Source organism: Synechococcus sp. H60.3 (genome assembly GCF_047462295.1).
Taxonomy (GTDB): domain Bacteria; phylum Cyanobacteriota; class Cyanobacteriia; order Thermostichales; family Thermostichaceae; genus Thermostichus.
Genome location: NZ_JANSIY010000032.1, coordinates 20,356 through 23,630, shown reverse-complemented (window position 1 = coordinate 23,630; position 3,275 = coordinate 20,356). Strand labels below are relative to the sequence as shown.

Below are 3,275 nucleotides of genomic sequence, written 5' to 3'. Positions count from 1 at the left end.
TTCGTCAATTTCCCGGAAGGGATCCCAGCGAACCAGAGCCATATCTATCCACCTCCTAATCAGATTTTGGTTAACTTTTGGTTAACTTCTCTTTAAGCTTTACTCACAAGGCTTTAGCCTAGCCTCTGTACATTAAAATAAGCTTTCTGGCTGGCTCCAGAGGTCGAGTTTTCTGGAAATCGGTTGGGGTATTTTCTCACCCAAGAATCAGGAGAAAGCTCTCAGGAATCGCTGCGCTTGGAGAGGTGATGGGATCTCGTCTGCAACCACAGACTTAGACCGGTAGCCACCATCACCAACAGCCCCAAGCCGTTTAAGAAGGGGTAGATGGCCTGCAGATCCAGCGGCCCCCACTGCCCTTTGTGGATTTGGATTAGCCAGTAGTAGTCCAAGTTGCCGTTGAGGCGGGCAATTTGGTAGAGGGATCCCGTTACCACCGTCACTACCAGGGGCAGGGCCAGGAGGGGAGCCAGGGCGCGGTGGATCTGGCGGGTGAGTTTTCGGGGCAGGGCCATCAGGATTTCTCCAAGGCTAGCAAACCATGCTGCCATGGTATCAGGGTAGCCCCTTTAGGAACGGATCCCGAGGACTTCCTCCAGCTTGGGCATTTGCTCGCGGGGGATGATCCGCCCTTCGTCCTCAAAGCCGGGGATCTCGTGGAAGTTGAGGTAGCGGTACAGCTCGCCGGCAAAGGGCTGGATCTTGGTGGCCACGATCTCCCGGTATTCCTCAGGGGTAGGGATCCGCCCCAGGAGGGCGCAGGCAGCCGCCAGCTCGGCGGATCCCAGGTAGACCCGTGCACCTTTGCCCATGCGGTTGTCAAAGTTGCGGGTAGAGGTGGACATAACGGTGGCCCCGTCCGCTACGCGGGCCTGGTTGCCCATGCACAAGCTGCAGCCCGGCATTTCCGTCCTCGCCCCGGCAGCGGCAAAGGTGCCGTACACCCCTTCGGCGCGCAGTTGCGCCTCGTCCATGCGGGTGGGTGGGCAGATCCAAAATTGGCGTACCTTGGCCCGACCTTGCCCTTCCAAAATCTTGGCGGCAGCCCGGTAGTGGCCAATGTTGGTCATGCAGGAGCCAATAAACACCTCGTCAATTTGGATGGGTGTGTCGGGGTTGCCCGCCGCGTGCTGGGCGTGGACTTCGCTTAGGGTCATCACCTTGTCGGGATCGTTGGGGGCACAGACAATGGGCTCGGTGATGGTGCTGAGGTCAATCTCGATCACGGCAGCGTATTCGGCGTCGGGATCCGCCTCCATCAGGGTGGGGTTGGCCAGCCAGGCCTCCATCTTGGCGATGCGCCGCAGCAGGGTTCTCGCATCCTGATAGCCGCGGGCAATCATGTTTTTCAACAGCACCACGTTGGAGCGCAGGTACTCGGCAACCGTCTCGACGCTGAGCTTAATGGTGCAGGCGGCGCAGTTCCGCTCTGCTGAGGCGTCGGTCAACTCAAAGGCTTGCTCCACCTTGAGATGGGGCAGGCCCTCGATCTCCATAATTCGCCCGGCAAAGACGTTTTTCTTGCCCTGCTTCTCGACGGTGAGCAGCCCCCGCTGGATGGCCACGTAGGGGATGGCGTGGACGATGTCCCGCAGGGTGATCCCGGGCTGCAATTCCCCCCGGAAGCGCACCAGCACCGACTCCGGCATATTGAGGGGCATCACCCCCATGGCGGCGGCAAAGGCCACCAACCCCGATCCCGCCGGGAAGGAGATGCCCAAAGGAAAGCGGGTGTGGGAGTCGCCCCCGGTGCCGACGGTATCCGGCAGTAGCATGCGGTTAAGCCAGGAGTGGATGATGCCGTCGCCCGGCCGCAGGACAACGCCCCCCCGCGAGGCAAAGAAGTCGGGCAGCTCTTTGTGGATCTGGATGTCCACCGGCTTGGGGTAGGCGGCGGTGTGGCAGAAGCTCTGCAGCACCAGGTCGGCACTAAACCCCAGGCAGGCCAGCTCCTTCAGCTCGTCGCGGGTCATGGGCCCGGTGGTGTCCTGGGATCCCACCGTGGTGATTAGCGGCTCACAACTGGTGCCCGGGCGCACCCCCGGCAGCCCACAGGCTTTGCCGACAATTTTCTGGGCCAGGGTATAGCCTTTGCCGGTGTCGGCGGGCGGGGTGGGACGGATAAATAGGGGAGAGGGATCCAGCCCCAGGGCCTGGCGGGTTTTGTCGGTGAGGGCCCGGCCAATCAAGAGGGGGATGCGGCCCCCCGCCCGCACCTCGTCCGGCAGAGTCACAGGCCGCAGGGAAAAGGTGGAGAGGACTTGGCCATCCTCAGAGCGGATGACGCCTTCGTAGGGATAGATGGTGACCACCATGCCCGTCTCCAGCCGCGAGACATCGCACTGGATGGGCAGGGCGCCAGCATCTTCGGCGGTGTTGAAGAAAATGGGCGCGATCGTGCCCCCCAGAATCACCCCGCCGGCCCGCTTGTTGGGCACATAGGGAATGTCCTGGCCAATGTGCCAGAGCAGGGAGTTGAGGGCGGACTTGCGGGAGGATCCCGTGCCCACCACATCCCCCACAAAGGCCACGGGATAGCCGCGGCGCTTCAGCTCAGCAATGGTTGCTATCGCTCCCGGTGCGCGCGCCTCCAGCATGCTCTGGGCGTGCAGGGGGATGTCTGGGCGGGTGGTGGCGTGGGCGGCGGGGGAAAGGTCGTCGGTGTTGATCTCGCCAGCAATTTTGAACACCGTTACGGTGATGGCCTCGGCCAGGGGCGGCCTGGCAGTAAACCACTCCCCGGCGGCCCAGGACTCGATCACCTGCCGCGCATAGGCGTTGCCGGCTTGGCTGAGTTCCAGCACGTCGTGGAAGGCATCGAAAACCAGCAGCGTGTGGCTAAGGGCGCGGGCTGCTGCTGCCGCGATCTCCTGCCGCCTATCCCGCAGCAGCTCTACCAGCACCTGGACGTTATAGCCCCCCAGCATCGTGCCCAAGAGCTCCACCGCCCGCAGGGGGGTAATCAGAGGCGAGCGCACCTCCTCCTTGGCCACAGCCGCCAAAAAGCCCGCTTTCACATAGGCCGCTTCGTCCACCCCCGGCGGTACCCGCTCTGTAAGCAAATGCAACAAAAAAGCTTCCTCACCGGCAGGGGGATCCTTGAGCAGCTCGCACACCTGGCTGGTCTGGGCAGCGTTCAAGGGCAGCGGCGGGATCCCTTGGGCCGCGCGGGCAGCAACATGTTGGCGGTACTCAGCCAGCATGGGGAGGATTCCTTAGGTCACTCGACATGGGTATTCATTCTACCGCCAGGTCGGCAGCAGGAAGGGATCCCA

Annotated in this window: 2 protein-coding genes; both read right to left on the bottom strand. The window is 62.4% G+C overall.

Features of this window, described 5'->3' with window-relative positions:
• Nucleotides 1-221 precede the first annotated feature (221 nt).
• Nucleotides 222-515 (bottom strand): PepSY domain-containing protein, encoded by a 294-nt coding sequence (locus tag NW841_RS05325; RefSeq protein ID WP_414378244.1) that lies wholly within the window; start codon nucleotides 513-515, stop codon nucleotides 222-224.
• 54 nt (nucleotides 516-569) lie between these two features.
• Nucleotides 570-3,203 (bottom strand): bifunctional aconitate hydratase 2/2-methylisocitrate dehydratase, encoded by a 2,634-nt coding sequence (gene acnB, locus NW841_RS05320; protein ID WP_414385694.1) that lies wholly within the window; start codon nucleotides 3,201-3,203, stop codon nucleotides 570-572.
• Nucleotides 3,204-3,275: the final 72 nt, after the last annotated feature.